Raw genomic sequence first — 23,470 nt, forward strand, 5'->3', positions numbered from 1 at the left:
GCGCCTATACGCGGCGAGGGGCGCCTAGGCCAGCCGCAGCGCGGACGCGATGGCAGCTTCGGACTGACGGGTCAGCGCCTTGCGGTCCTGCCCCGGCGCAAGTGGCTCAAGATAGCGCAAGGTCACCGTAACCGTGCCCCGGCGGCCGAGCAGGCGAATGAAATTGGCCTTCCCCGTCTCGCCAGCGGGCCAGCCGAACTCCGGCGCATCGCCGCCGTAATCGATCGCCACCGGCTGCACGGTCAGCGGCAGGGCTGGGTCCTCGGCGAGCTTGAGCAGGCTGGAGCGGAAGGGCAGCAGCCGGGTGCCGTCGCTGACCGTGCCTTCGGGAAACAAGCACAGCGACCGGTGGCTGCGGATCGCGGCTTCCATCGCCGCCAGTTGCTCGCCCACCGAGCCTCGCCGGTCGCGCTCGACGAAGACGGTGCCGTTCTCCTCGCACAGCCAGCGCATGAACGGGTGATCCCCAAGATTGTCCTTGGCGACGAACGCACAGCCGGTCGCGCCCGCCAGCATCGGGATGTCCAGCCAACTGACGTGATTGGCGACGATCAGGGTTCGCTCGGTTGGTCGCGGGCCAACCGTGCGAACCCGCGCTCCGGCAATCCATCCAACCCCGCGCAGCAATCGCCGCGGCCACGGCGAGGGTCCAAAGGATCGAACGAGGAGGTGGATGCTCGCGCAGACCGCGAACAGCAGAACGATGGCCAGAAGCCGGAAGAAGGCCCGCAGCTTCACGATGCCGCGGGCAAATCGTTACCGGTCGCGCTCAAGCGGAACGCCGTAGAGCTCCAGCCGGTGATCGACCAGCTTGAAACCCAGCCGCTCGGCCACCCGTGCCTTGAGCAGCTCCAATTCCTCGTCGTGGAATTCGACGACCTTGCCGCTTTCGACGTCGATCAGATGATCGTGATGCTCTTCGCTGACCGCTTCGTAGCGCGAGCGGCCGTTGCCGAACTCGTGCCGCTCGAGGATGCCGGCTTCCTCGAACAGCCTCACCGTGCGGTAGACGGTGGCGATGGAGATGTTGGGATCGATCGCCGACGCGCGCTCGTGCAGCGTTTCGACGTCCGGATGATCTTCGCTCTCGGAGATGATGCGAGCGATGGTTCGCCGCTGCTCGGTGATCCGCAGCCCTTTTTCGGCGCAGAGCGCTTCGATATCGATGTTGCGGTGCATGAGGTGCGATTACGGGACAGGAGGCGGGGCGTCTAGGCCCCGCCACCTGCGAAACAGCTTACTTGGCGGTGCGTCCGCCGCTCCGCTTGCGCTTGGTGCCAAGCCCGATGCTCTTGGCCAGCGTCCGGCGCTGTTCGGCATAGTTGGGCGCGACCATCGGATAGTCGGACGCAAGGTTCCACTTCTGACGATATTGATCCGGCGTCATGTTGTAATGCGTCATCAGATGCCGCTTGAGCATCTTCAGTTTCTTGCCGTCTTCGAGGCAAACCAGATAATCGGGCTTTACCGAGGAGCGAACCGGGACCTTGGGTTCAAGCTTCACTTCCGGCTCAGGAGCCTTGCTGCCCAGACCGGACAGGGCTCCGTGCACGTTCTGGATCAATTGAGGCAAGTCGTTCACCGCAACACTGTTGTTGCTGACATGCGCCGCGACAATGTCGGCTGTAAGGGTGATCAGCGTCTCCGCGCCTTGGTCATTGTCGTTCATTTTCATTGTCCTAACAAACTAGCTACCGCAACTTGCCGCGGCCCGAGCTACAGCAAGGACGGGAGTAACAATAATTACGCCAGAATAACAAGTCTGAGCAGGCTCAAGTTGAGGTTGCGTGCTGGGCGAACAACGCCATGGTCAGTGCGTCGAAACGCTCACCATCTGTGCCGCGATAATAGTCGCTGCGGCGTCCCACGACCGTGAAGCCGTTGTTGCGGTAAAGACGGACAGCCGGATTGCCGTCGCGAACCTCGAGATGCAGGTGATGGGCACCGGCGTGCTGCTGGTCCGCGACGAAGCGCTTCAGCAACTGCGTGCCAATACCCGAGCCGACATGGTCGGGGTGGACCGCGATCAACAGCAATTCCGCTTCGTCCAGGATACGGCGGGCAAGGCTGAACCCGGCGACCTCACCGTCTTGCCGGGCGAGCATCAGCGTCACCCCGACCATCGGCAGGATGCCAGCGCACTGCGCACGGGTCCAGGCTTCGCCAAAGCGGCGGTCGAACGCAGAGGTCATGACCGTCATGACCTCGTCGAGGGCCTCACCGCCGCCCCGCTCGATGACAAGCGACAGGGGAGGAGCGCTGCTCATGCCGCCTTCGGCTTCGCGTCGGGGGCGCGGGCGTAGGTCGGACGCGGCGCCAGCGTGCGAAGCGGTTCCGGCATGCGCAAGGCGTGGGCCGCGGACGGCAGAACGTCCACCGCTTCACCCCACCCTCGGGCGGCGACAAGCGTTGCGGCGCCGGACCCGGCAACCAGCGGAGCGTCGATCGCCGCGGCAGAAGCGGCCGGCGTCAGGCTCGCGACGGCAGCCACGGGCACCAGCGGCTCGCGGCTGAACTGCTGAACGAACAGCTCTCCATGACCGCCGGTCAGGGCAACGGCGACCGGACCGTCTCCCGGCATGCCAGCCGCGATCAGCGCCAGGGTCGATAAGCCGAAGACCGGCACGTCCCACCCGATGGCAAGACCATGGGCAGCAGCAATCCCGACGCGCAGGCCAGTGAAGCTGCCGGGTCCGCAGCCGACCAGGATGGCGTCGGGCCGGCGACCTTCGAGCAGCCGGTCGAGCAGCGGCATCAACTTCTCGGCATGGCCGCGCGACATCACTTCATCGGCCTGCGCCAACAGCGTGCCGTCCGCCTCGAATAGGGCAGCGGTGCAGGCCGGCGTGGCGGTGTCGAGGGCGAGCAACATAGGTCGTGATAGGGCCATGAAAGCGCGGCAAGAGCAAGGCTTGGCGGTTTTCAGCCCGGTTCGATGCGCCGAACCGCCTCGCTCCGGCTGTCGTTAGGGTAGAAGAAGTACGGAGCCGGTGGTCTGCCGGGCTTCAAGTGCCCGGTGGGCCTCGGCCGCCTCATCCAGCGGATAACGCAGGCCGACCGTTACTCTGACCTTGCCGCCGCGGATCATGTCCCACAGCCGCTGGATTCCAGCGTCGCGCTCGCCGGGTTCGGAATAATAGTCGAACAAGGTCGGCCGCGTAGCACGGAGGCTGCCCTTCTGCGCCAGCACGCCAAGCGCCACGCCGACCACCGGACCCGAGGCGTTGCCATAGCTGACGATCAGCCCGCGCCTTGCCGCCGAGTCGAGGCTTGCTTCCCAGGTGTCGGCGCCAACCCCGTCGAACACGACCTCGCAGCCCTTGCCGCCGGTCAGCGTGCGGACGCGTTCGGCGACCGGCTCGTGGTCGTAGCGGATGATCTCGTCGGCCCCGGCCTCACGCGCCAGCGCGGCTTTCGCTTCGGTCGAGACGGTCCCGATCACCCGCGTACCGATGGCTTTCAGCCATTGCACCAGGATCAGCCCGACCCCGCCGGCGGCGGCATGGACCAGCACGTTCATCCCCGCCGTCACCTTGCCGCATCGCTCGGCCAGGAATTCGGCGGTGCAGCCCTTGAGCAAGGCGGCCGCGACAATCTCGGAGGGCACGTCGCCGGGCACCGGCAGCAGATGCTCCGCCCGAACCACCCGCGTAGTCGAATAAGCGCCGCGTTCCGGCCCGAAGGTCGCGACCCGGTCGCCTTCCTTCAGAGCAACGTTAGGACCAACCGCCAGCACACGTCCCGCCGCTTCCATCCCCAGGCCGCTCGGCAGCGGCGCGGGGTAGAGGCCGGTGCGGTGATAGGTGTCGATGAAGTTCACCCCCACCGCCTCATTGGTCATCACCACCTCGCCGGGCCCGGGCGGGGGAAGGTCAACTTCCACCCACTCGATCACCTCGGGGCCGCCGGTCCGGCGGATGATGGCTTGAAGCGCTTTCATGGCCTCAGTGCTTGTGCGCCGTGGCCGCGGGACGATTGCCCGGCATGGGCGAAGTGCTCGTTTCCCACCAATAAGCCTGCCGCTGGCGGTTGCCGGTCACTTCCTCGTTCAGGGTTGCGGCGTTGAAGAGCCGCCCGCCCTGCATGACGTGCGAGATCTTGTCGCTGTTGCGGATGTTGTCGAGCGGATTGGCAGTGAGCACCACCAGATCGGCGAGCTTGCCAACCTCTAGCGAACCCAGGTCGCGGTCAAGGCCGAGCGTGCGCGCCGGGTTGACCGTAGCCGCTTGCAACGCCTGAAGCGGGGTCCAGCCGCCCTTGACGAAGCTCCACATTTCCCAGTGGGCGCCGATGCCGTCCTGCTGGCCATGCGCGCCGATGCTGACCGAAATGCCGCGATCGGCAAGCTTGCGGGCCTCACGTGCGGACCAAGTATCGGCATAATCCTCTTCCGGTGCGATCTCGCGGCGGGCATTGGCGGCAGCCAGCGTGCCGGGCGGGATGTGGGCACGAAGCAGCGGATGCTCGTAGACGTTGGTGTGGGCACGCCAATAAGGATCGCCGCCCGGACCGCCGTAGGTGACGACCAGCGTCGGCGTGTAGTTCGTCTTCGTCTGTCCCCACATCTGCAGCACGTCCTGATAGAAGGTGCTGCCCGGCACATTGTGTTCAACGGTGGCATTGCCGTCCTGGATCAGCGTCATGTCCATGTTGAACAACGAACCACCTTCGGGAACGACCAGCATATTCTCGGCCTGCGCGGCGGCGACCACCATCTGTCGCTGCTCGCGCCGCGGCTGGTTGTAATTCTTCACGCTCCACGCGCCCTGCGCCTTGAGGCGGCGGACGTGGGCGAGCGCATCGTCGAACTTGCCGATCTCGGCAAAGGCGCCGGCCGCGCGGGCGCCATAGATGATCTCGCCAGTCGAGAAGATGCGCGGAGCGAGGATCTTGCCCGCCCGCTGCAATTCCGCGGCGGCGAACACTTCGGCGGCGCTGTTGGAGGGATCATGGATGGTGGTAGTGCCAAGCGCCAGATTGACCATCGCCGACCAGTTCTGCTGAGGGGTCATCCCATCCTCGCCCTGCGGCCCGTGGGCGTGAGCGTCGATGAAGCCGGGCACAATGGTTTTGCCCGCAAGGTCCATGGTCGGAGTGCCGGCGGGCACCTGCACCTCGCCGCGGCGGCCGACGGCAGCGATGCGGTCGCCGCGGATCAGGATCACGCCATCCTCGATGATCCCGCCATCGGCCCCGCGCATGGTAACAATTCGCGCACCGGTCAGCGCGACGCTGCCGGTGGGTTTCGCCGCACGCACCGTCTGCGACAGGTTCTCGCCCGTGGTCGGATACTTGTACCCGCCCGCATAGCTGCCGGTGGCATCGGCGGTGTAGAGGACCGGGCCGATGCTCCAATGCGCCTTACGGCCGCCATTGGAGAAGTGAAGAAAGTCGCCGCCGCCCTGGCTCAGCCGGATCGCAGGCAACGCGCCCTTGTCGGTGGACGCGGTGACATCCTGCGCGCCCGGCAGCAGCGGCATCAGATAAGCTTCGTAATTCTGCCGGAACAGCACCGATCGGCCGTCCTGCGAAACCTGAAAGTCGCTGGCGAGATCGCCCGAGGCGTGGACCCGCCGCGCTTCGCCGGACAGGTCGGTGCTGACCAGCTGCAGCTTGTCGTCGCCGCGCATGGTCATGAACAGGCGGTCACCAGCAGCACCATATTGCGGGTTGGAGGCGCCGCGCTCGACCAGCTTCGGCTTGCCACCGCTTATCGGCACGACATAGACGCCGCCGTCGCGGCCCCACCGATCGGCGGTCAGCCCGCCGCCCGAACCGGCGGCAAAGGCGATGGTCTTGCCGTCGGGCGAAAAGCGCGGGTTGATGAAGTGGCCGGGATCGGCGGTCACTGCGCGCGGTGTTCCGCCGGCGGCGCCGACGGTCATGATCTTGCCGAGGCCGGCGTCGGTCCAGCTGACGAAGGCCAGCGTGCGGCCGTCCCGCGACCAGGTCGGATAGGCTTCGAAGATGTTGTCGTCATTTCGGGTCAGCCGCCGCGCTCCAGCGCCGCTGCCCGCCGGCTTGACCCACAACTTGCCAAGCGACTCAAAGACGATCTGCCGTCCATCCGGGCTCATCTGCGCCCAGCGCACCATCTTGGTCTGGAAACTGTCGGGTGCCGCTTCGACCTTGGGGTGAACCGACTCCGCGACCACCCGGTCGTCGTTGACGCGGAACGGAATGTCACGCGCGCTGCCATCAGCGACCGACACGCGGCGCAGCTTGCCGCCGCTCCACAGCACTACCTCGCGGCTGTCGGCGGTCCAATCCATGTTCGGGTATACGCCGGTCACCGCCCAGGTCTCCTGCATGTCCTGATCGGGCAGGTCGAGGAGCTTGCGCTCGTTCCCGCTTGCCATGTCGCGCACGAAAAGCTTGGACTGGGCCCGCTCGCGCCGGACGAAGGCGAGATACTTGCCGTCGGGCGAGGGGTTGGGGCGCACAGCGCCGCCATTGCCGCCGGTCACCCGCAGCGTCTCGCCGGTGTCGAGCTCGTACTGCTCGATCGCAAACAGCGCGCCGTTGGAATCCTGCGCATACTGGAAGGTGCCGCCCGGCGTCACGTTGCGGGTGAAGTAGATGTGCTTGCCGTCGGGCGCGAAGGTCGGCTCGCCAAGTTCCTTCTGCCACTTGTCGTTGACCCGCTTGACCAGCTGGACGCCGCTGCCGCCGTCGACATGGTAGAGCCACACCTCGCCGGTGCCGAGCGAGCGGGTGGTGGTGAAATGCTTCTTTGCGACGATGTAGCGGCCGTCCGGACTCCAGCTCGGCTGGTTGAGGAGGCGGAAGTCCTCCTTCGTCAGCTGCTTCTTGCCTGAGCCGTCCGCATTCATGATCCAGATGTTGTCGCCGCCTGCGCGGTCGGACACGAAGGCGAGGCGCGTGCCATCGGGCGACCAGCGCGGCTGCTGCTCGTAGGACAGGCCTTCGGCGATCCGCGTCGGGGTGCCGCCCGTGATCGGCATGACATAGATGTCGCCCAGCATGTCGAAGGCGATCCGGCTGCCGTCGGGCGAGACGTCGACGTTCATCCACGTCCCCTCGGCCGTGTCGAGCCGCACCTTGCGCAGGGTCATGCCCCGCGGCGCTTCGACATTCCACTTGGCGGCGTCCTTGTCGCCCGTTTCGCGCGGAGCGGCTGCGGGCGGACTGTGCTGGGTCGCAGCTTCGCTCGGTGAAGCCTGCGCGGGCGGTGCTGGCGGCGCGGCCTCTTGCGCGGCGGCAAGGGCGCTGCTCGCCAGAAGAACGCAGGTGAGCGAAAGCTTGGCGATCATAAACACGGCCTCATGGCTGAAGGGCTGAGCCGATCGCGAACGGACCGGCCTGATGAAGCCGCACGATGGCGCAGCCCAAACGCCCTTGCAACCGGCCTAGCCGTCACCTGCCGACGGGGACGGCCTTTTGTCGAGGCTGGGCAGGAGGGAACAGTCGGGCGGCTGCACTGTTCGTCTTTCAGGTGCCCATGGCGTGAGCCGGGCCGAGATTACCATTTCTACCGTCGAGGACCAATCTTGACCCCTGAGCTTCTTCGCGCGTCCATCCACTCAACCAACAAGGCCGAAGCACCGTTTTCCGAAGGATACTCGGAAGGCCCGAACAGCGAATATGGCCTGCTCCGCGAGGTGCTTCTGGCAAGCCCGCGCAATCTCAGCATCGTGCCATGCAACCGGGTCAGCGAAGACGCGCTGGCAGAAGGGCGCACGTCGTGCAGCGTCACCGCAAGCAAGCAGCATCGCGCGCTCCTTGAGACGCTGATCGCGGCGGGGGTGCGCGTACGCACGGTGCAGCCGGTGGCCGGTCTCCCCGATCTCGCCTTCACTCGCGACACCAGCCTCATGACCTCATGGGGCCTGATCGGCCTGCGCCCAGCGGTCGAGCATCGCCGCGGCGAGGTTGACGTGGTGCTGGAAACCGCTCGGGCAGGCGGCGTGCCGATCCTCGGCCGGGTCGAGCGCGGCTCGGTCGAAGGCGGCGACGTGTGCCTGCTTCGCCCCGGTCACCTCGTCGTCGGCGTGTCGGAGGAACGCACCACCACCGAAGGCGCCCGCGCGCTCGGGCAGTTCTTCGAGGAACGCGGCTGGCAGGTCACGTTGACCGCGATCGATCCCAACCTGCTCCACCTCGACACCCATTTCTGCGTGCTCGACCGCGACGTGGCGCTGGCCTGCGTCGAGAAGCTCGACCCCGCCTTTGTCGCGATGATCCGCGGCTTGGGGATCGAGATCCTCCCGGTGCGTGAAGACGAGATCGCAAGCCTCGGCTGCAATGTCCTGTCACTCGGGCGCGGGCGGATCCTCTCGACTGGTTCGGCACCGCGAGTCGATGCAGCGGTGCGTGCGCATGGCTTCGAGGTGCTCACCGTGCCGCTCGGCGAATTCACGCAGTGCGGCGGCGGCGTGCACTGCTTGACCATGCCGCTTCGCCGACAGCCGTCGGCCGTCTGACCCTCAGGCGGTAAGCCGCGATGAGCGGGCGATGCTGAGGTGCCTTGGGAGCACGCCTGCCGGCGAACTGCTTTTCAAGATCGAGCTGAACATCTGAGGTCCACCTCCGATGCCTTGCAGACATTCAGTTGCGGGTCGAAGGTGACCTCTGACCAAGACCCATGGAGGACATTCGCATCAGCCGATGTCCTTGTCGCCATCAGCATCGAAGCGCACTGCCATGTTGTGAAAGTGCTCCTCGTCGTCCGAGAAGCCTCCGCCTTCATCATATAGGAACAGGGTGACTGGGGAGGGCTGTTCCATGGCTCACTTGATTGCCTCATTCACCGAGACGGCCTCAAGAGCGTCGTAGTCGACTGAAACGAGCGGGTCGCTCTCAGGCGCTTGATCTGAGTCGGGACAGCTATTGTCGTGCTCGACGGCTTCAACGGTGGCGTTCACGCTTTTCCAGCGATACCGCCGCGTTCGATTGTCTACGATGTTCCAGAGCATCAACGAAGCTTAACAGCGCGCCGAGAAGCTTCAACGTCCGCTTTCAACCATTGCAGACCTTAGCTTCGCCAGTCATTCTTGGCAGGTGAGAGTAGCGGTGATGGCGTTTCTGGTGGCTGCATGCGCCACAACCTCAACAGTGGTACTGAAGCCTTCTGTAAGTATTCGCGATGCTCCTGAGGAAGGCCGGCTTTACCTTACCATTCGCAATGACCTTCATTTTCCTATCTGCCTATATTCGACAAACTGGCCCGATGGGGCAGGCGTCATCGAGCAAGCACCCAGCCGCGCATGGATAGAGGTCGAGGGACAGCGCTTCGCCATGAACGATCTGGATGGAGGATACTGCCCTAGTTGCCGCATGAAGCTAGATCCGCGTCAGTCAGCGACGGCCTTCGTCAGATATGCAGACTTCAATCTGCCGGAGGCACTCGGTTCCCATCGCAAGAGCCTCCATTTTCAACCCAGGGCCGAGCCTTGTAATTAGCAAGTGAGGAGACCGTGAGGGTTCGCACTCTGCCCGTTGCGGACATAGGCGGCGCCTGACATCGTTGTTGCGTGTCTTCGATCCGCTTACTCTCGCTGCTGCTTACTGCACCGTTACTGGTCTGCTCAGAGCTGCCGCCGAAGGTCTGCGGAGAGAGTTTCTGTTTCCCGCAGGGGACCAAGCTGTTCAGCCGCAAGTCGCCCGTGGAGGACTTCGTCCTTTATCGGGTCGAGTTTCAAGGCGAAAGGTTCGTGGTCTACGAGGGCAACGCGCCCCAACGCCGACCAGGAAGCTTCGTCATTCGATGGTCGGAGAACTGGCCCAGCTATTTTGAGGTGACCGGACCCTGCGCATCGCACGCAAAGTGTTCCGCCAAGCGGCTTGCAGCAGAGATCACGCGGCGCTGACGTTGCGACTTGGATGTCCGCTTGCGAGCCATTGCAGACATTCCCGCCCGCCGGTGAGATTTCCGATCAAGAGTGATCTTGGCGAACCAAAACGCGGGCTGCTGTAATTGCTGGCACATCATCTGAATGCCTGGAGGCCCGAGCCGGAATCGAACCGGCGTGCAAGGATTTGCAGTCCTCTGCGTCACCACTCCGCCATCGGGCCCCGATGCGGTGCGCCCCCTAAGCAGGGGTGCCGCTTGCCTGTCAATCTCTTGCGGACGCTGTTTTGGCCGGCGCCGCCTTGGCTGTTGGTTCCTTCACCACCTGAACCCGGACCGCTCTGCCGCCAAGAAGATACTGACGCGCCGCCGCCTGCAGCGTTGCAGGGGTGACCGCTTCGAGATCGGCGCGCTGGGTGCGGATGCTGTCCAGCGTGAACGGGTCTTCGCCAAGATCCTCGAGCGCACCGATCCAATAGCCATTGCCATCCATGGCGCGCTGGATCGAGGCCAGCATCGGCCGCCGTGCCCGCGCCAGCTCATCCTCGTCGATCGGTCGCGCCGCAAGGTCGTCGGCGATCTTCTGTGCTTCGCTGAAGAAGCGCGGGAGGCTGGCAGGCGGCGCCTCGACCTGCGCGGCGAGATAGCCGAAGCGGGTCCAGGTCGACGAGGCCCCGTGCGCGGCCGAGGGCGCATAGCTGACGCCTTCTTTCTCGCGCAGTTCCTCGGTCAGCCGTAACTGGAACACCGCGCCGAGCAGGGTCAGCGTCCGAGCCAGCTGCCGCGTCTCGGGCGAATAGCCGGTGGTCGGCCACGCGATCAGACCCATCGCCTGATCGTCGCGGCCATTGTGGGTCAGCGTCAGCAGACCGCCCGGCGGCGGGGGCGGGAAGGTCATCGGGCCAGCGACAGGGTTGCTGTTCGTGCGCGCAGGCAAAGCGCCGAAGGTCGCTGCGGTCTCGGCAATGGCGCGCTCGACGGTGATGTCGCCGGCCATGATGATCTCGATCCGCCCCGATTGCAGAGCCGGCGCGACCAGCGCGCGCGCTTCGCCGATCGTGCTTGCGCGCATCGCTGCACGGCTCGGTATCTGCCAGCGGCGATCGCCCGAACGCAGGATCAGACCAAGGTCGCGGCCGAGGATCCCGCCCGGGGAGCTTTCGAACCGGTCGTGGATCGAGGCCGCCTGGGCCTTCAGCCGCTCCCAGCCGAGCGGCCGCCAGCCGGCATCGGTCACATAAGCGGTCAGGAGCTGCATCTGCGTGGAAAGGTCGGCCGTGCGCGTTGCCCCGCTCAGCACGAATCGGTCGTCGTCGACCCCGAAGCTTGCGCCTACCAGCTTGCCGGTGAGCGCGCGGTTCACCGCATCGGCATCGAGCTTGCCCGTTCCGCCAAAGGTGAAGGCGGTGCCGAGCGCCCATTCCGGGCTGGTCCGGTCGCGCGGCATGGCAAGCCGCCCGTCGCCGAAGCGGGCGCTGACCAGCACCTGTTCCTTGCGCGTTGCACTTGGCCGAACGGTCAGGCGCACGCCGTTGGCAAAGCGGACGTGGGTTGCGCCAATGTCCTTGTACTCGCGCCGCTCGGCGACTTTGCCCGCAGCTCCGAAGTTCTCGTAGGGCCATGGAACCCTGGCCTGCGCAGCCGGTGCAGCCACCGCCACTTTGCGCGAGATGTCATAGGCGGCGAGCAGCGTTTCCTTGGTGACGGCGCCTCGTGGCAGGCTGAGGTAGAGCAGGGGGCCCGAGCCGGCGAACAGCCGCTTCGCCGCCGCGCCGATCCGCTCGGCAGTAAGCGTTGGCGCTACCTGCTCGAAGAAGGCGAGCCGGTCGGCCGGGCTGGTCACCACCGTGTCGCGGTCCACCGCAGCAACCACGCTGTCGGCGAGCCCCGCGTTGGCGCGGGTAGCAGCCGAGGCGACGCCTGCTTCCAGCGCGGCGCGCACGCCAACAAGCTCGCGCTCCACTTCGTCGGCAGTGACACCATGGTCATTCAGGCGCCGTTGCTCCTGATCGATCGCATTCAGCGCAGCGCGCCAATCGCCCAACCGTGCTTGCGCCGACAGACCCGTGGTATCCGCCGTCTCTTCAAGGTCGGACGTTGCGACACGTGCTGCAACGAAGGGCGGCGCTTGCTCCTTTTGGGCCAGCTTCTCCAGACGGCGGTTGAGGATCGTCGCAGCCAACTGCTCCTCGAGGTCGCGGGTGCGATCGGCCACGCTGTCGGGCGTGAGGTTCGGCGGGCGGACCCAGTTCATCGACACGGAAGCGGCAAAGGCCGGATCGATGAAAAGACGCGCATCCATTGGCCGTGCGACGGGGCGGCCCTGATCGGCCGGAGTTCCGGCTGGGCCGACGCCCTTCCAGTCACCGAATTGCGTCTGCAAGCGCCGCTCGATGTCCGCTGGATCGATGTCGCCGACGATGACCATGGTTGCCCGCTCGGGCCGGTACCAGGCGCGGTAGTAATCGAGCAGGCGCTGACGCGGCGCGGTGCGGATCACCTCGGTAGTGCCGATCGGCAGCCGCTCGGCCAACCGCTGCCCGGGGTAGAGCCAGGCGAGCTGGTCAGTCAGCATGCGGAAGGCGGGCGTTGCCCGTGCCCGTTCCTCCGACAGGATGATCCCGCGCTCCCGGTCGAGGGCGCCGGCGTCGATGGTCGCCTTGCCGGCCACTTCCCGCAGCAGGAAAAAGGCTTCGTCCAGCGTCGCCTTGCTCGTTTGCGGCAACTCGAGCTTGAACACCGTCTGCCCGAAACCGGTGGACGCATTGGTGTCCGGCCCGAACCGCAGGCCGGCGCGTTCCAGCCGCTTGACGAAATCGCCTTCGGGCACGTTCTCCGTCCCGTTCAGGACCATATGCTCGAGGAAATGGGCGAGGCCGCGCTGGTCGTCGGCCTCGTTCAGCGATCCGGTGTCGATCCGCAGCCGCACCGATGCTTCGCCCGGCGGCGTCTTGTTGCGGCGGATCACGTAGCGAAGACCATTGGGCAAGGTGCCGAGCTTCAGCTCAGGATCGGCGCGAAGCCCTTCGCCGCGCATCCACCCCGAGGTCGTGGCGGGAGCGGGAGAAGGAGCCGGCGCTGCCGCGAGGAGGCCGGTGCCAGCCAGCAGAAAGGAAACCGCAACGGCCAACCGGCGCTTCACAAACATGCCATCTCCTGCCCGAATCACAATCACTTGGGTGCGTCCGGCTTAGAGCCGAGGGGCTGCGGCCTGCCAAGCATCGCCCTCCTCTATCTCGACCTCTTGGCGCCTCCATTCGATAAACGGAGGCAGCGTCGCTTGGCGGGACGGCCCCCGACCGTTACATGGGCATTGCCAACGATGGTGTCATAGTGCACTAAGACACTTAGAAGCGATCAGCTCAGAAGGACGACGAGGAACCGATGGACTTTGCCCAGGCGCGCCGTGCGATGGTCGACAGCCAGCTTCGGCCGCAGGCGGTGACCGATCCGCTGGTGGTCGCAGCAATGGCGACGGTTCCGCGCGAAGCCTTTGTGCCGCAAGGATCCGCGGCCATCGCCTATATCGATCGGATGGTGCCGCTCGGCGGTGGCCGTTCGCTCAGCCCTGCCGCAAGCCTCGGCCGTATGCTGACCGAAATGCGCTGCCGCATGGGCGAGCGCGTGCTCGTGATCGGTGCCGGCACCGGCTACAGCAGCGCCGTCCTCGCCGAAATGGGCCTTGAGGTCGTCGCGGTAGAGAATGATCCCGCGCTCCTCGAGCAGCTGCGCCTTGTTGACGGCATCACCGTTCACGCTGGGTTGCTCGAAGAGGGCGCACCCGCGGATGCTCCCTATGACTTGATCCTCGTCGACGGTCAGATCGAACAGCTGCCCGACGCCATTGTCGACCAGCTCAAGCCCGGCGGCCGGCTCGGCGCCTGCCTCCTCGAGAATGGCGTTCCCCGGCTGATGGTCGGGACACGCTCGGTTCATGGCTTCGGGCTCAAGGCCTTCGCCGACGCCGCCATGGCGCCGCTGCCCGGCTTCGCCCGGCCGGCCGTCTTCACCTTTTGATGCCCACAAGAAAGCAGCCCGTGCGCCATCTTCTCAGCTGCAGCGCGATTGCCGCGCTGATTCTCGCCACACCCGCCGCGGCCGACACGCTGCGCGAAGCCTTGGTGTCGAGCTATCGAACCAACCCGACCTTGAACGGCCAGCGTGAAGCGCTGCGCGTCAACGATGCCGGCGTGGCCGTCGCGCGCGCCGCCGGCCGGCCGCAGGTCGCCGCCACCGTTGGCGTCAACCGCGACCTCACCCGCTCCGGCGTCCTCGACACCGGGCGCGGCAAGGGCCCGGTCGTCTCGGGCGGCGTCGATCTCAGCCTGCCGTTGTTCCAGGGCGGCCGGGTTAGGAACTCGGTCGAAGCGGCGCGCACCCGCGTCGAAGCTGGCCGCGCCACGCTCCGCGCGGTGGAAGGCGATGTCTTCGTGCAGGCGGTGCAAGCCTACATGGACGTGATCCGCGACCGCGCGATCGTCGAACTGAACCGCAACCAGGTCCAGGTTCTCACCACCAACCTCCAGGCGACGCAGGACCGCTTCCAGATCGGTGACCTCACCCGCACCGACGTCGCCCAGTCCGAAGCGCGCCTGTCGCTCGCCCGCTCCAATCTCGCGCTCGCGGAAGGCCGCCTGCTGTCGAGCGAAGCCTTCTACCGCCAGGTCGTCGGCCAGGCGCCCGGCCAGCTCGCCTCGCCGCCGCCGCTCCCGCCGCTCCCCGCAAGCGCTGACGAAGCCGTGCGCATCGCGCTGGTCGAGAACCCCGATGTCATCGCCGTCGTCCGCCAGGCCGAAGCTGCCGGCCTCGACGTGCGTGTTGCCAATGCCGACCGCCTGCCGACCGTGTCGGGCGTCCTCAGCGGCGATTACGTCAACACCGTGGGCGGCGCCTCCGCGGGCATTCCTCGTTCGGGCACGCAGACCACGGTCGGCGTCAACACCCGTATCCCGATCTATCAGGGCGGCCTGCCGAGCGCGCGCATCGCCCAGGCTCGTGCGGTCGAAGGTCAGCTCCTCGAGCGTACCATCGAGACTGAGCGAGTGATCGTTCAGTCGGTTCGCTCCGCCTTCGCCAGCGTCGTCGCGACGCGTCAGGCGATCGCGTCCAACGAAGTCGCCGTCTCCGCCGCCCAGCTCGCGCTCGAAGGTGCACGGGCAGAGCGCAGCGTCGGCACCCGCACCGTGCTCGACGTGCTGAACGCCGAGCAGGAACTGCTGAACGCGCAGGTCCAGCTCGTCACCGCGCGTCGCGATCAATATGTCGCCGGCTTTCAGCTCTTGAACGCCATGGGGCAGGCCGAAGCCGACGATCTCGGCCTCGACGGCGGGCCGCTCTACGATCCCGTCGGCGCTTATCGCCGCACCGCTTCGCAGTGGAACGACTGGAAGAGCGAAGGCCGCTACGTGCCCCGCTCGACCCGCACCGTCTCCGCAACCGAAGAGCCGATCGCGGTTCAGCCTGCCGCTCCCGTTGCGGGGCCGCCGGTCACGGGGGTGACAACCCCGCCGCGTTAAGGGTAGCAGGTGGTCATGGCCGGCCGCGAACCCTCGATGGAAGACATCCTCGCTTCGATCAAGAAAGTGATCGCGGAGGAGAAGGAGCTGCGCAGCGCCGTGCAGGTCGCCGCGCCGCTTGCCCCGGTCGACCCTGAACCTGAGCCGGAAGAAGCGCCGGCCGAGGAAGAAATCCTCGAGCTGGACGAACCGGTGGTCGAGGAATTGCGGCTGCCCGAGGTAGATCTCGGCCCGCCGCTGGTCAGCGAGGATGCGGCGGAAGCCAGCCGCTCTCGCCTTGCCGCCTTGCAGGAGGCGGCCGCCGCCGCGCCTCCGCCGCCCGCCGTAAATCCGCTCGAGCAGATGGTCCGCGACATGCTTCGCCCGATGCTCAAGGACTGGCTCGACCAGAACCTGCCCGGCATCGTCGATGAGCATGTGAAGCGCGAGATCGGTCGCATCACGGGGCAGGGGCTCTAAGCTCCAGGCGCCAAGTCGCTTGCGGTTCATCGCAGCGCTGCTACCCCTCGGCGCCATGATCAAGCGCTCCCTCCTGCTGGCGGCCGCTGCCGCCGTTCTCGCCCCCACGGTCGTAGCCGCCCGGCCGATGACCGCCACCGACATGCACATGATGCGCCGGATGGGCGCACCCGACGTGTCGCCCGATGGCCGAACCGCGGTGTTCACCCTGTCGACCACGGACCTTGCCGCCAACAAGCGCAGCAACGTCCTCCACAGCCTCGACCTCACCCGCACGGGCGCTGCCCCGCAGCCGGTCGCAGGCGCCGATGGCGCTCACGACGCGGTGTTCGGGCCCGATGGGGCGCTCTATTTCCTCAAGGCCGTGGGCGAGCGCGACCAGCTTCACCGCATGGTGGTGGGTCAACCGGCGCAGGTGATGAGCGACTTCGGTGCGGACATCTCGGGTTTCAAGCTCAGCCCGGACGGCAAGCGTGTCCTCGTTTGGGCCGATCAGCGGGACTGCCCGGACCTTGCCTGCGCCGCCACGACCTTCGCGGCCAAGGAGCCAGGGTCTGGCCGCGTCTACGATCAATTGTTCGTGCGTCACTGGGACACCTGGGCCGAGCCCGGCACCAAGAGCCGCATCTACACCTTCGACATCGCCGGCGGGAAACTGCAGGGCATGGGCACCCGCGTCACCGGTGCGCTGGTCGGCGACGCGCCGTCCAAGCCGTTCGGAGGCGGGGAAGAGATCAGCTGGTCCAAGGACGGCCGCACCGTCTTCTTCGCGCTGCGCGAAGCGGGCCGGATCGAGCCGATCTCGACCAACCTCGACGTCTTTTCGGCGCCGGCCGATGGCTCGGGCGCTCCGACGAATTTGACCGACGACAATGACGGCACCGACACGCTGCCGACCGTCTCGCCCGACGGGCGCACGCTCGCTTACGTGTCGATGGAGCGCGCCGGCTACGAAGCCGACCGCCAGGTGCTTAAGCTGCGCGATCTCGCTACCGGGCAAACTCGCGCGCTGACGCAAGGTTGGGACCGTTCGGTGGGTTCGATCGCCTGGACGCCCGACAACCGCTCGATCCTGGTCACTGCCGACGACACACTTGAGGGTCCGGTGTTCCGCGTCGACGCCCGCAGCGGCAAGGTCACGCGCCTGACCGCCGAGGGTCATGCCGGCAATGTCCATGCCTTGGCCAATGGCGCCGTGCTCTACACCTCCAACAGCATCCAGGCCCCGGACGACCTTTATCTCCTCCGCGGCCGCGGCAAGCCGGTGCAGCTGACCGCCGTCAACAAGGCGCTGCTGGCCGAGCTGGACCCCGTCACCGTTGACCGCTTCAGCTTTGCCGGCGCCAACGGCGACAAGGTGTGGGGGATCAAGGTCAAGCCGGTGGTCAACCACCCGCTGCCGGTCGCCTTTGTCGTTCACGGCGGGCCGCAAGGCAGCTTCGGCAACGGCTGGTCCTACCGCTGGAACCCGCGGGTGATGGCATCGATGGGGATGGGCGTAGTCAGCGTCGATTTCCACGGCTCCACCGGCTACGGCCAGTCGTTCACCGACAGCATCCGCAACGACTGGGGCGGCAAGCCGCTGCAGGACCTCCAGCTCGGTCTCGCCTACGCCACCGCGCAGGACAAGCAGCTCCAGGCCGACAATGCCTGCGCGCTGGGCGCCAGTTACGGCGGCTACATGATGAACTGGATCGCTGGCCAATGGCCCGATCGGTTCAAGTGCCTGGTCCAGCATGACGGCGTGTTCGACGCCCGCGCGATGGCCTACGAGACCGAGGAGCTGTGGTTCGACGAGTGGGAACATGGCGGCAAGACCTACTATGAGGATCCGGCCGCGTTTGAGCGCTGGAACCCGGTCAACCATGTCGCCAAGTGGAAGACCCCGATGCTCGTCATTACCGGCGAGAAGGACTACCGCATCCCCTACACCCAAGGGATCGCCGCCTTCACCGCCCTCCAGCGCCGCAATATTCCGTCCAAGCTGGTCGTCTTCCCCGACGAGAACCACTGGGTGCTGAAGCCGCAGAACTCGATCCAATGGTATCGCGAGGTCGAGCGCTGGATGAAGCAGTGGACCGGCGGACAGCCTACCATGGGCACCGCCAACTAGGCTCGAGGTTGTTTCGGCGGTTGGCTCTCGCTAACCGCCGCAACCATGACCGATCTTCCCAAGACTTTCGAACCCGGCCCCATCGAAGCCCGCTGGTACGGGCATTGGGAGGAGAGCGGCGCCTTCCGCCCGGCGCGGCCTGATGCTGAGCCGTTCACCATCGTCATGCCCCCGCCCAACGTCACCGGCAGCCTCCACATCGGCCATGCGCTCGACAACACGCTGCAGGACATCCTCATCCGCCGGGCGCGGATGCAGGGCAAGGACGCCCTGTGGGTGGTCGGCACCGACCATGCCGGCATCGCCACGCAGATGGTGGTCGAGCGCCAGCTCAACGCTCAGCAGCAGAAGCGCACCGACTTCACCCGTGACGAGTTCGTGGCCAAGGTGTGGGAGTGGAAGCATGAGAGCGGCGGCCAGATCACCCGCCAGCTCCGCCGCCTTGGTGCCTCTTGCGACTGGGCGAACGAGCGCTTCACCATGGACGAGGGCTTCTCCAGGGCAGTCCTCCACACCTTTGTCGAGCTGCATAAGCGCGGCCGCATCTACCGCGACAAGCGGCTGGTGAACTGGGATCCCAAGTTCCAGACCGCCATTTCCGATCTTGAGGTCGAGACGCGCGAGCAGGCCGGCAAGTTCTGGACCCTGCGCTACCCGCTCGCCGATGGCAGCGGCCATATCGAGGTCGCCACCACCCGGCCCGAGACCATGCTCGCCGATATGGCGGTCGCGGTGCACCCGGAGGATGCGCGCTACACCGCATTGGTCGGCAAGCAAATCAAGCTGCCGATCACTGGCCGCCTGATCCCGATCGTTGCCGACGAGCATGCCGATCCCGAGCTCGGGTCCGGCGCGGTGAAGATCACGCCCGGCCACGATTTCAACGACTTTGAGGTCGGCCGGCGCGCCGGGATCAAGGCCGGCGACATGCTCAACATGCTCGATGCCGCAGCCAACATCTGCCAGACCGCCGACGGACTGGTTCCCGCCGACCTGCTCGGCCTCGAGCGCTTCGAAGCTCGCAAGCGCGTGGTTGAATTGCTCGATGCCGCCGGCGCTCTGGTCAAGGTCGAAGACCGCACCATCGCCACCCCGCTCGGCGACCGCTCGGGCGTGGTGATCGAGCCGTGGCTGACCGATCAATGGTATGTGGACGTGAAGCCGCTCGCCGAGCGCGTGATCGCCGCGACCAAGGCGGGTGAGATCAAGGTTGTGCCCGACACCTGGTCCAAGACCTGGTTCAACTGGCTCGAAGGCATTCAACCTTGGTGCGTGTCCCGCCAACTGTGGTGGGGCCACCGCATCCCCGCCTGGTACGACGCTGACGGCAATGCCTTTGTCGCGCTGAGCGCGGCGGAAGCACAGGCCCAGGCCGGCGACGACCATCCGCTCAGCCAAGATGAGGACGTCCTCGATACCTGGTTCAGCTCGGCGCTGTGGCCGTTCGCCACTCTCGGCTGGCCCGACCGGACCGAGGACCTCGCTCGCCACTACCCCAACGACATCCTCATCTCCGGCTTCGACATCCTGTTCTTCTGGGATGCCCGCATGGCGATGCAGGGGCTGGAGTTCATGGGGCAAGTGCCGTGGCGCACGCTCTATCTCCACGGCCTGGTCCGCGATGCGCAGGGCCAGAAGATGAGCAAGTCCAAGGGCAACAGCGTCGACCCGCTCGGCCTCATCGACAAGTACGGCGCCGATGCGCTGCGCTTCACCATGGCGGCGATGGAAAGCCAGGGCCGCGACATCAAGCTCGATGAAAAGCGCGTCGAGGGCTATCGCAACTTCGCGACCAAGCTGTGGAACGCCGCCCGCTTCCTCCAGATGAACGGGGTCGGCCCGTCGCAATCGATCGCGGCGCCGGACGCAACCAAGCCGGTCAACCGCTGGATCATCGGCGAAGTGGCCGACACGCTCGGCCGCCTCAACCGCGCCTTCGACGAATTGCGCTTCGACGGCATGGCGGACGCCATCTACCACTTCACCTGGGGCACCTTCTGCGACTGGTATGTGGAGCTGGTTAAGGGCGGCTTCGACGAGGAAACCCGCGCCGTCGCCGGCTGGGCGTTCGACCAGATCCTGGTCATGCTCCACCCGTTCATGCCCTTCGTCACCGAAGAGCTGTGGCATGGCATGGGTGAGCGACCCTACGATCTCATCCTCGCGCAATGGCCCGAGCCGCAGGCGTCGAGCGATGCGCAGGCCAAGTCCAAGGTCGAAGCGATCATCGCCTTCGTCGAGGGCGTCCGCACCCTGCGCTCCGAACTCAACGTGCCGTGGACCGCGACGCTCGTCCCGCACGTGCTGGCGGGCGAAGGCGACCGCGCGATGCTCGCCCTGATCGATCAGGAAGGCGCGATTCTGACCCGCATGGGCAAGGTCGGCGCCGCGGTCACGGCCGAGGCACCGCCGGCCGGCTCGGCACAGATCGTCGTCGGCGGCGCGACTGTCGCCTTCCCGCTAGGCGATGCGATCGACCTCGACGCCGAGCGGGCCCGCCTCGCCAAGGCCGCCGAAGCCGCCGAAAAGGATCGCGACAGCCTCGGCGCGCGCTTGTCCAATCCGGCCTTTGCCGAACGCGCGAAGCCCGAAGCGGTCGCCAAGGCCCGCGCCGACCACGAAGCTCGAAGCGCCGAAGCTGACCGCCTCCGCGCCGCGCTCGCGCGCCTCGGCTAAGGAATGAAGGGCAGGGCCGGCGCCGGTCCTGCCACTCCGCTCAGCGCCGCTTGCCGACCGCCGCGGCGTCGGTCGACACGATCTCCACCGTGAACAAGGTCAGCCCCCGGTCATCGGCCGCGGTGACCCGATAAACTTCGGCTTCCCAATAACGTTCGGGCGAGGTGCACAGCACTTCGGCCATCATCTTCACGGCATAACAACGCGCATCCTGAAGGGTGGCGAGCTCGACCCCCTCGATATCCGGGATGTCGTATGTGTTGGTTAGGTGAAAATGGAAACGCGACACGACTCTACCCGGAATAAAGAGAGCGCACGTCAGTCTCCCGGTCGCCGGCTTACCCGACGATGTTGCACCAACATATGTTGGATAGCCGACGTTCCGCTCTCGCCTTTCTTCCCTGCAAAAAAGAAGAAGCGTCGCCGCCAAGCCTCACCGGTTCGCACCAAGGACCTCAGCGGCCAAGCGACTTTGTTGAACTTTGCCGCCCGGTGCGTTCGCGATCATCTGAGCCGCTCGACCGACCTTCCGCAGATGGGCGACGAACTGAACGCCATGCGTTTTGCTGCATTGACCGCCCTTAGATTTCCGCATGGCTGACGCCGATCGCCCCGCGGCGGCGCCGCAAGCTCGCCCCGGCCAGCGCGACCTCACCACCGGTCCGATCGCAAGCACGCTGCTCGGCTTTGCGTTGCCGACGCTCGGCTCCTCCATCCTCCAGTCGCTCAACGGCTCGATCAACTCGGCGTGGGTCGGCCGCCTGATTGGCGAGGACGCGCTGGCCGCAACCGCCAACGCCAACATGGTGATGTTCCTCGCCAGTGCCTTCACCTTCGGCTTCTCGATGGCGAGCTCGATCCTAATCGCCCAGGCTTTCGGGCGCCGCGATATCGACACCGCGCGCCGGTCGTTCGGCACCGCATTCGGTTTCTTCAGCCTGCTCGCCATACTGGTCGCGGTCGGCGGCTGGTTCTTCAGCCCCAAAATTCTCGCCTTGCTCGGGACGCCGGCGGAAGCCGTCCCGCTCGCCGACGCTTACCTCCGCGTCATCTCTCTCGCGTTGCCCCCGGCGATCCTGATGGTCAGCACCATGATGGCGCTTCGCGGCACGGGAGACAGCCTGACGCCCTTGTGGTTCATGGGGCTCGCCGTGTTGCTCGATAGCGGCCTCAACCCCTTCTTCATCTCCGGCATCGGCCCGTTTCCCGAGATGGGCATCGCCGGCTCGGCGCTGGCGACCAGCATCGCCAACTGGACTGCGCTGATCGGCCTGTTCGCCTACATCTACTGGAGAGACCTGCCGCTGCGCCTTCGCGGCGCCGAACTTACCTATCTTCGTCCCGCCGGCGGCTGCCTCAAGACCATCGTGGTGAAGGGCTTTCCGATGGGCCTGCAGATGATCGTCATCTCGCTTTCCAGCCTGCTGCTGATCGGGCTGGTCAACGCCGAGGGCGTGCACACCGCCGCCGCCTATGGCGTCACCATGCAATTGTGGGCCTATATCCAGATGCCGGCGATGGCGTTCGGCGCCGCGGTCAGCGCGATGACCGCGCAGAACATTGGGGCCGGTCACTGGGACCGCGTCGGCCGCATCACTAACATCGCGATCGTTCAGGTGCTGGCGATCACCGGCGCGATGATCGCCCTGTTCCTATTGTTCGAGCGGCCGGCACTTGGACTGTTCCTTGGCATGGACAGCCCGGCGCTGCCGATCGCCATGCACATCCAGTGGATCGCGACCTGGAGCTTCCTCCTGTTCGGAATCACGCTCGTGATCTTTGGCACCGTCAGGGCGAACGGCGCGGTGGTGGTGCCGTTGATCATTCTCGCGATCGGCCTGCTGCCGGTGCGGATCGGCTTTGCCTGGCTGGGGCGTGACTGGCTTGGCGCCGACGCCTTGTGGTGGAGCTTCCCGGCCAGCACCCTGACCAACCTCGTGCTGGCGGTACTCTACTTCCGCTCAGGCCGCTGGAAGCAGGCGCGGATGGCGGTCAGCGAGGAGCCGCAACCCATACCGCAGCCCGCGCAACCGTAACCGTGACGGGGGTTTTGGCGCTAAGCTCCCCGTCGATCGAAACCTTCTGCCGCGGCCGTGCCTCGATGCGGATTTCCTTGCCGTGGAACTCCGTCACGGTCTGATTGCGCGAGCGCAGTTTGAACAGGGTCGCGAACCAGCTCCATGCGAGGTGAAGGAGGCTCTTTCCGGTCACCGCCTGCACCACGATCTCGCCCGACTGGAGATCGGCGCTTTCGACCAGCTCGATCCCGCCATGATGCGTGCCGTTGGCGATCCGTACCTCGGTCGCCCACACCTTTGTCTTGCGCGTTCCGTCGTCGATCCGCAGCCGGAAAGGGCGAAACTGGAACGCGACCTTGGCCGCCCAGATCATGTAGCCGACCATCCCGAGCGTGCGCTTGAGCTTATGCGGCACCGTCTCGGCGATCAGCGGCGACAAGCCCATCGCCGCGGCATTGGCGAAATAATCGCCATCGACCGCGCCAAGGTCGATCCGGAGCTTCTTGCCATTGGCAATGGTCTCGACCGCGGCCTCGAGGTCAGCCCCGATGCCCAGCGTCTTGGAAAAGCTGTTGGCAGTGCCGAGCGGCAACAGGGCGAACACTGTCTCGGTGCCGAGGAAATCGTCAATGGTCTTGGACAAGGACCCATCGCCGCCGCCAACGATGATCATCGGCGCCTTGTCGGCGAGGGCGGACTGCACGGTCGGCCGCATCTGTTCTGGATCGGTGATGGCGTGCGCCGCGAGCAACTCGATGCCGCGCTCCTGCAGCATGCGGCGGGCATCTTCAAACGCATCGCCGCCTGACCGGCTCATGGCATTGACGACAAGGACGGCCTGTTTCGGAAGCGTATCGTCAATCATGGCCGCACAATG

The 23,470-nt window shown here is 66.1% G+C and carries 21 protein-coding genes and 1 tRNA gene; 9 read left to right on the forward strand and 13 right to left on the reverse strand.

The genetic code is table 11. The features are described from left to right. Positions 1-24: 24 nt before the first annotated feature. The 7 genes from ACP69Z_RS08110 to ACP69Z_RS08140 all read right to left on the reverse strand — a co-directional run bounded on the left by ACP69Z_RS08110 (position 25) and on the right by ACP69Z_RS08140 (position 7,274). On the reverse strand, positions 25-738 hold the full coding sequence (locus ACP69Z_RS08110; RefSeq protein ID WP_426266999.1) for a lysophospholipid acyltransferase family protein: 714 nt from the start codon (positions 736-738) through the stop codon (positions 25-27). A gap of 18 nt (positions 739-756) precedes the next feature. Further along, entirely contained in the window at positions 757-1,179 is a 423-nt protein-coding gene (locus ACP69Z_RS08115) for a Fur family transcriptional regulator (protein WP_426267000.1), read from the reverse strand. A gap of 58 nt (positions 1,180-1,237) precedes the next feature. Then, positions 1,238-1,669, reverse strand: a complete 432-nt coding sequence (locus ACP69Z_RS08120) for a MucR family transcriptional regulator (protein ID WP_426267001.1) — start codon at positions 1,667-1,669, stop codon at positions 1,238-1,240. A 103-nt stretch (positions 1,670-1,772) separates the two neighbouring features. Then, positions 1,773-2,267, reverse strand: a complete 495-nt coding sequence (gene rimI, locus ACP69Z_RS08125) for a ribosomal protein S18-alanine N-acetyltransferase (RefSeq protein WP_426267002.1) — start codon at positions 2,265-2,267, stop codon at positions 1,773-1,775. Further along, a complete protein-coding gene (tsaB, locus tag ACP69Z_RS08130) occupies positions 2,264-2,872 on the reverse strand; it encodes a tRNA (adenosine(37)-N6)-threonylcarbamoyltransferase complex dimerization subunit type 1 TsaB (RefSeq protein ID WP_426267003.1) in 609 nt (202 codons plus the stop codon). The genes rimI and tsaB overlap by 4 nt, the downstream gene beginning before the upstream one ends. Before the next feature lie 93 nt (positions 2,873-2,965). Continuing rightward, positions 2,966-3,940, reverse strand: coding sequence for a quinone oxidoreductase family protein (locus ACP69Z_RS08135; protein WP_426267004.1), 975 nt, complete (start codon positions 3,938-3,940; stop codon positions 2,966-2,968). 4 nt (positions 3,941-3,944) lie between these two features. Further along, entirely contained in the window at positions 3,945-7,274 is a 3,330-nt protein-coding gene (locus ACP69Z_RS08140) for an amidohydrolase family protein (RefSeq protein WP_426267005.1), read from the reverse strand. Between the two features lie 237 nt (positions 7,275-7,511). On the opposite strand from ACP69Z_RS08140, the gene ACP69Z_RS08145 reads away from it, so the two are divergent. Beyond that, positions 7,512-8,444 carry a dimethylarginine dimethylaminohydrolase family protein gene (locus ACP69Z_RS08145; RefSeq protein ID WP_426267006.1) on the forward strand — a complete coding sequence of 311 codons (933 nt, stop codon included), beginning with the start codon at positions 7,512-7,514 and terminating at the stop codon, positions 8,442-8,444. Positions 8,445-8,621: 177 nt separating this feature from the next. Here the strand turns inward: ACP69Z_RS08145 and ACP69Z_RS08150 are convergent, their stop codons facing one another. Beyond that, complete coding sequence (locus ACP69Z_RS08150; RefSeq protein ID WP_426267007.1) at positions 8,622-8,747, reverse strand: hypothetical protein; 126 nt, start codon at positions 8,745-8,747, stop codon at positions 8,622-8,624. A 3-nt stretch (positions 8,748-8,750) separates the two neighbouring features. After that, a complete protein-coding gene (locus tag ACP69Z_RS08155) occupies positions 8,751-8,936 on the reverse strand; it encodes a hypothetical protein (RefSeq protein ID WP_426267008.1) in 186 nt (61 codons plus the stop codon). 558 nt (positions 8,937-9,494) lie between these two features. Here ACP69Z_RS08155 and ACP69Z_RS08160 point away from each other — a divergent pair. Beyond that, positions 9,495-9,830 (forward strand): hypothetical protein, encoded by a 336-nt coding sequence (locus ACP69Z_RS08160; RefSeq protein WP_426267009.1) that lies wholly within the window; start codon positions 9,495-9,497, stop codon positions 9,828-9,830. A gap of 131 nt (positions 9,831-9,961) precedes the next feature. Here the strand turns inward: ACP69Z_RS08160 and ACP69Z_RS08165 are convergent. Both ACP69Z_RS08165 and ACP69Z_RS08170 read right to left on the reverse strand, forming a co-directional pair. Further along, positions 9,962-10,035 (reverse strand) — tRNA-Cys (locus tag ACP69Z_RS08165). Positions 10,036-10,076: 41 nt separating this feature from the next. Further along, complete coding sequence (locus ACP69Z_RS08170) at positions 10,077-12,959, reverse strand: M16 family metallopeptidase (RefSeq protein WP_426267010.1); 2,883 nt, start codon at positions 12,957-12,959, stop codon at positions 10,077-10,079. Between the two features lie 236 nt (positions 12,960-13,195). Here ACP69Z_RS08170 and ACP69Z_RS08175 point away from each other — a divergent pair, with 236 nt between their 5' ends. From ACP69Z_RS08175 to ACP69Z_RS08195, 5 genes are read left to right on the forward strand one after another with little or no spacing between them, the layout of a single operon-like run. Further along, the gene (locus tag ACP69Z_RS08175) at positions 13,196-13,828 is read left to right on the forward strand and encodes a protein-L-isoaspartate O-methyltransferase family protein (protein ID WP_426267011.1); all 633 of its coding nucleotides are present in this window, start codon (positions 13,196-13,198) and stop codon (positions 13,826-13,828) included. Between the two features lie 20 nt (positions 13,829-13,848). Further along, positions 13,849-15,327, forward strand: coding sequence for a TolC family outer membrane protein (locus ACP69Z_RS08180; protein ID WP_426267012.1), 1,479 nt, complete (start codon positions 13,849-13,851; stop codon positions 15,325-15,327). A gap of 15 nt (positions 15,328-15,342) precedes the next feature. After that, entirely contained in the window at positions 15,343-15,786 is a 444-nt protein-coding gene (locus tag ACP69Z_RS08185) for a DUF2497 domain-containing protein (protein ID WP_426267013.1), read from the forward strand. 55 nt (positions 15,787-15,841) lie between these two features. Further along, a complete protein-coding gene (locus tag ACP69Z_RS08190; RefSeq protein ID WP_426267014.1) occupies positions 15,842-17,899 on the forward strand; it encodes a prolyl oligopeptidase family serine peptidase in 2,058 nt (685 codons plus the stop codon). A 45-nt stretch (positions 17,900-17,944) separates the two neighbouring features. After that, complete coding sequence (locus ACP69Z_RS08195) at positions 17,945-20,575, forward strand: valine--tRNA ligase (RefSeq protein WP_426267015.1); 2,631 nt, start codon at positions 17,945-17,947, stop codon at positions 20,573-20,575. 40 nt (positions 20,576-20,615) lie between these two features. On the opposite strand, the gene ACP69Z_RS08200 is transcribed toward ACP69Z_RS08195, so the two are convergent. After that, positions 20,616-20,864, reverse strand: a complete 249-nt coding sequence (locus ACP69Z_RS08200; protein WP_426267016.1) for a DUF6894 family protein — start codon at positions 20,862-20,864, stop codon at positions 20,616-20,618. A gap of 186 nt (positions 20,865-21,050) precedes the next feature. Between ACP69Z_RS08200 and ACP69Z_RS08205 the strand changes: the two genes are divergently transcribed. Together ACP69Z_RS08205 and ACP69Z_RS08210 are read left to right on the forward strand one after the other, a co-directional pair. After that, a complete protein-coding gene (locus ACP69Z_RS08205) occupies positions 21,051-21,176 on the forward strand; it encodes a hypothetical protein (RefSeq protein WP_426267017.1) in 126 nt (41 codons plus the stop codon). Continuing rightward, positions 21,169-22,611 (forward strand): MATE family efflux transporter, encoded by a 1,443-nt coding sequence (locus ACP69Z_RS08210; protein ID WP_426267018.1) that lies wholly within the window; start codon positions 21,169-21,171, stop codon positions 22,609-22,611. The genes ACP69Z_RS08205 and ACP69Z_RS08210 overlap by 8 nt, the downstream gene beginning before the upstream one ends. Here the strand turns inward: ACP69Z_RS08210 and ACP69Z_RS08215 are convergent. Beyond that, complete coding sequence (locus tag ACP69Z_RS08215; RefSeq protein WP_426267019.1) at positions 22,568-23,458, reverse strand: diacylglycerol/lipid kinase family protein; 891 nt, start codon at positions 23,456-23,458, stop codon at positions 22,568-22,570. The two genes, ACP69Z_RS08210 and ACP69Z_RS08215, sit on opposite strands and share 44 nt — an antisense overlap. Between the last annotated feature and the right edge of the window lie 12 nt (positions 23,459-23,470).

Origin of the sequence: Sphingomonas sp. LHG3443-2 (assembly GCF_049896405.1) — a bacterium.
Lineage (GTDB): Bacteria > Pseudomonadota > Alphaproteobacteria > Sphingomonadales > Sphingomonadaceae > Sphingomicrobium.